At 52.2% G+C, this 4,929-nt stretch carries 3 protein-coding genes; 1 reads left to right on the top strand and 2 read right to left on the bottom strand.

The window, feature by feature from the left end:
* Nucleotides 1-217: 217 nt before the first annotated feature.
* Nucleotides 218-2,416: an FISUMP domain-containing protein gene (locus B3M32_RS00015; protein ID WP_290741983.1), complete on the top strand. Its 2,199-nt coding sequence runs from the start codon at nucleotides 218-220 to the stop codon at nucleotides 2,414-2,416.
* A 2-nt stretch (nucleotides 2,417-2,418) separates the two neighbouring features.
* On the opposite strand, the gene B3M32_RS00010 is transcribed toward B3M32_RS00015, so the two are convergent.
* Nucleotides 2,419-4,014, bottom strand: coding sequence for an NfeD family protein (locus tag B3M32_RS00010; RefSeq protein ID WP_290741980.1), 1,596 nt, complete (start codon nucleotides 4,012-4,014; stop codon nucleotides 2,419-2,421).
* 33 nt (nucleotides 4,015-4,047) lie between these two features.
* The coding region (locus tag B3M32_RS00005; RefSeq protein WP_290741977.1) for a radical SAM protein at nucleotides 4,048-4,929 on the bottom strand (882 nt) is incomplete at its 5' end.

The following is a 4,929-nucleotide window of genomic DNA, read 5'->3' as shown; positions in this document are numbered from 1 at the left end:
GCCCTGGAGAACAAGGCCTGGAGCCAGAGGCTGAAGAACTTGCCGATAAAGGCGAGGAGGATGATGACGGCAATCGCCGCAATAATGATTCCAACGATGAGAAGATTTTCCATTGTTTATCTCCATTTTTTGTTTTCTTTTCGTAATATACATAATTTGAGTAAAGAAAAGATTTATCTTTGATATAAGAATATTTGGACAAGGGAGGAATCAGGTCATGCATAGACTTTTTTTTAGAAAAGCTGCACTTTTCGCTTTTGCGGCTACGTCTTTTGTTTGCCTGAACGCCTGCTTCGAAGATGAAGGCTCGAGCAGCGTTGCAGCGAATGATGCTCCACAGAAAGAGAACGACTCGGATAAGGACAAAGATGGTTCAAAAGATCCGTCTGATTCGTCTATGTTCGCTGAAGTAAAATGTCCCGAGGTAACCTCCAAGTCGCAGTTCCTGAATCCTGATATTGACTATGGTGAAATGACCGATGAACGCGACGGCCAAGTTTACAAGACTGTGCAGATCGGCAATCAAACTTGGATGGCGGAAAACTTGAATTATGCTGCTGATCGTTCCATGTGCCCAGATAGCCTGGAAAGTAACTGCAAAATTTATGGAAGGTGGTATACAATGTCAGGTTCGTGTCCAGAAGGTTGGCATCTTCCTAGTGTTGCTGAGTGGAATGTACTCCTCAGATCAGTTGGTAAAGATGACAAAGTTGATGCTGCGATGCTGAAATCAAGGTTCGGTTGGGCTGATGGAAAACAAGGGGTGGATGCTTTTGGTTTCTCGGCGATGCCGATGAGTAAACGGAATTGTTCCCAGGTCTTCTTTTTGACTTCTGATTACTATGATAACGAAAATACGGGTGAACAGAGTTGCATAGCGTTTAATTATCGAGCTGGAGCTTATTATTACAATAACGAAACCTCTGTTACGGGTTGGTTTATGGGCTATTTCAATGAAGTTACTAGGGGTGTTCCCGTGCGATGCCTGAAGGACGGGAGTGGTCCTTACGAGAAATCTTTGCTGAATACCGAAAATCTCGCTTTATGGGATAAAGCAGACAAGAAAGATTTTTTCAATCCGAAAGTCGAGTATGGAGAAATGACCGATGAACGTGACGGTCAGGTTTACAAGACCGTGAAGATCGGTAATCAAACATGGATGGCGGAGAACCTGAATTATATCTATGCGGTAGATTCGCTTCTTAAGGAAGAAGGTGTATGTCCCATCTATTACGGCAACGATGATGCTTTTCCTGACGGCTTTAAAACTTGTGATTTGTATGGGCGCTTGTACCCGTTTGGCGCCGCGATGGATTCAGCTGGAGTCTTTAGTGATGACGGTTTGGGCTGTAATGGGTTAGTGTGTAAGCCAAACGAACAGGTCCGTGGAATTTGTCCAGAAGGTTGGCGCTTGCCGGGTGACAGTGATTGGGATACCTTGCTTGATGCCGTAGGGGGTGCAGATGTTGCGGGCAAAAAATTAAAATCGCTAACGGGGTGGTTTTACGACGGCAATGGTTCCGATGAGTATGGTTTTTCTGCGAGGCCTTCTCCCGATTTGAGTGGCAGTAACAATCATACTCATGTTGGTTTTTGGAGCGTCGGCTCTCATCTAAACGGAAGGTATTTTAGTTTCTATAGCGATGCCGTTTATCAGGGCGCCGCAGATAAGTTGTACATTCGTTGCATAAAGGGGTACACTCATATTGATGATCCGAGCAGGTATATTCCGGGAATCTTGCCTTCCGAGGTGGAGGAAGGGTCGATGACGGATGCTCGTGATGGGCAAGTTTACAAGACCGTAAAAATTGGCGACAAGACCTGGATGGCGGAAAACTTGAATTACGACTACCAGGTGGGAGATTCCGTATCGATATATGGTTCTGTTTGCCTCACCGATAGCTTGGGAAACTACGATTCTTCTTATGGCCGCTATTACACGTGGCCTGCGGCGATGGATTCGGCGGGAATCTTTAGTGACGGAGGCAAGGGATGCGGCTTTAGTGAATTATGCAACCCGAAGGGGACTATTCGTGGAGTCTGTCCGGAAGGTTGGCATTTGCCGGATACGACCGAATGGAACGCATTGTTCTCGGAACTGAACTGTGTTGAGGATGGTCAAAATAATTGTGGGCCTTTATTGAAATCTTCCCGGGATTGGGTGTCCCGTGGTGGTGGATATGATTATTATGGTTTTACGGTTTTGCCTTCGAATATTGCAGATTGGCGTCAAGATTATACCAAAGAATGGTTCTTTGAATCGGTTCGAACTGCCCGCAATAATGCCCAAATTTGGCTGTCAAATGAATCGGAGAAAGACGCGGCGATGGTTGCTGAATTCACTATTTACAAATTTGTCCGTTTTTCGAAAACCCAGAAAAAATACGGAGCGTCAGTCCGCTGCGTGAAGGATTGACGCTAGCCTTCCATTTCAGTTTTAGCAACCGTCACCCAGATGTGGCCTTCCTGCACGGATTCCACCTTTACGGGGGTGCCCGCTTCGATGATTTCGCCGTGGGTCTGCACGTCGAATAGCCTGGTAGAGCCGTCGCTCATGGTGAAGCTCGCCTGGCCAACGGGGCGCAGGAACGTCTTCGCGACACCTACGGCGCCGACGGCAATTTCTTGCACGTCTTCGGTGGGGGAGGCGGCGTTTTCAAGGTCCGTCTTGAGCATGGGCGTCCAGCCTTCGGGCAAGAGCGGTATCAGGTACTTGCTCGCCGCAATCGGGAATACGAGCGCGATGGCCGCACAGCATAGCATATAGAGCAGCCCGAATAGCCAGGGAGTTGCGTCAAAAGTCGTCTCTACGGATTCGGGAATGTATTCGGGAATTTCCGAGGGCGAGAACGATAGCGCTAGTGCCAAGATCATGCACGCGATGCCGCCTACGCCGAACAGGAACGTTCCGGGCATCACGAAGATTTCAACCAGGAACAGCACCACGCCCGCGACGAGCAGGATGGCCGGGATGTAGCCGTCGAGCTGTGGTGCGAACTGCCCGAGGAAAACGATGCCGATGAGGATGATGCCGATGATGCCGAACAGGCCGAATCCGGGCGTCTTGAATTCAATGTAGAGCGCGCCGAACCCGAGAATCAAAAGGATTCCCGCGATGGCGGCGATGGCCGACGCGATGTCTTCGCCGAGGGTCGTCTCGACTTCGCTACGGCTTTCGATGGCGAGCGCGGTTTCGAATTCGCTACGGTCCTTGAACGTTCCCTTCGAGAATCCGAGTTCCTGTGCTTCCTTGTCGGTCATGGTCAGGAGTTCGCCTTCCTTCACCAAGATCTTGGGTGCGCCCCAGAAGGCCTTGGCGGCGCTGTCCAAAACGGAGTACTTCTCGCCCTCGATGATAAGGACGGTGTCGCGTTCCGTTTTTTTGCCCTTGTCGAGCTTGGCGGTGAGTTCAAGGACTTCGAGTTCGGGTGTCACGAACGAGGAACTGAGCAATTCGGGGTAGCCGTTGCGCTGGGCGAGGTTCCTGAACTTGGCGCGGAGCGGGGACTGGATTTTTTCGCCGACGATTTGCGGGGTGCCGTCGCCGCCCTGCACAATGGGCGCGCAGTCACCGATGGTCGTGGCTTCGAGCATGTAGAGCTTTTTGCAGGCGAGGGCGATGAGGCTACCCGCGCTTATAGCTTTCTTCTTCACGAGGGCGATGGTCTCGGGACCCTTGACCGCCATGATGGTGTCGACAATGTCAAATGCGGCATCGAGGCGGCCACCGAAGGTATTGATTTCGAAGACGATGTAGTCGGGATTTTCCTTGAGCGCGTCGTCGATGGCGCGGGCGCAGAATTCGAACATCGCGGGTTCCACGTCGCCTTCGAGCTTGACCCATACGGCGTGCTTCTTCTTGAGTTCCTGGATGCTTGCGGAATCCGTCGTAGAAGAATCCGTCGTTGTAGCAACGGTCGCGGCGGAATCGGCGGGCTTTACGGTCGTTGTATCGGCGGCGGCAAAGGCCACGGACAACAAAAGCGCAGAAAAAATGCTTGAAAAGAGTTTCATACCCTCAATATACGAAGATTTGAGGGCGAAAGTCTAGTATGTTTCGTATTTTGCGTCCCTTTCCACGGGAACGAGCCCTTCTCCCGCAATTAGGGCCTTCATGCGCTCGGGGCTCATGCCTACGGGTACGGTGGCGCCAGCCGCATGCGTGATCTTTTCCTCGATAATCGTGCCGTCCAGGTCGGAAGCTCCGGCGTGGAGCGCCTTCATCGCGGTCTCGATGCCCATCTGTATCCAGTATGCCTTGATATGCGGGAAGTTGTCGAGGAATAGGCGCGCGACGGCGACCGTGCGCAAGATGTCTTCTTCGCTCGTGATGTTCGGGACAATCTTGTGCAGCGCGTTGTGCTCCGGGTGGTACACGAGCGGGATGAACGCGAAGAATCCGGGTGCTTCGTCCTGCAGGTCGCGGAGCATGCGCATGTGGGCGATGCGGTCCTCGGGCTTCTCGATGTGCCCGAACAGCATGGTCGCGTTTGTCGGGATGCCAATCTTGTGTGCGGCGCGGTGCACGTCGAGCCATTCCTCGCCGGTCTCCTTGCCGGGGCAAATCTGGTCACGTACGCTCTGCACCAGAATTTCGGCGCCTCCGCCGGGGAGGGCGTCCAGGCCTGCTTCCTTGAGCGTGGTCATGATCTGCAGGGGCGTCTGGCCCGAGATTTTCGCGAAGTGGCAAATCTCTACCGCGGTAAAAGCCTTCAGGTTCACTTTCGGGAATTCTACGCGCAGCTTGCGCAACATTTCGATGTAGTAATCGAAGGGATGGTCGGGGTGGAGACCGCCTACGATGTGCAGTTCCCGCGCGCCTCCGGCAATTGCCTCTGCGGCCTTGTCCCGGATGGTGTCGTAATCCCAGTCGTATGCGGTCGGGCTATCCTTCTTGATTTTCGAGAAGGCGCAGAACTTGCAGTGCAG

This window comes from Fibrobacter sp. UBA4309, from assembly GCF_002395745.1.
Taxonomy (GTDB): Bacteria; Fibrobacterota; Fibrobacteria; order Fibrobacterales; family Fibrobacteraceae; genus Fibrobacter.
Note: the sequence above shows the minus strand (reverse complement) of the source record. Positions and strands in the feature narration are given on the sequence as shown.

Bases quoted from the DNA above. Each gene is read 5' to 3' on its own strand.
- B3M32_RS00015 (WP_290741983.1), top strand. From the start codon at position 218: ATGCATAGACTTTTTTTTAGAAAAGCTGCACTTTTCGCTTTTGCGGCT.
- B3M32_RS00010 (WP_290741980.1), bottom strand. From the start codon at position 4,014: ATGAAACTCTTTTCAAGCATTTTTTCTGCGCTTTTGTTGTCCGTGGCC.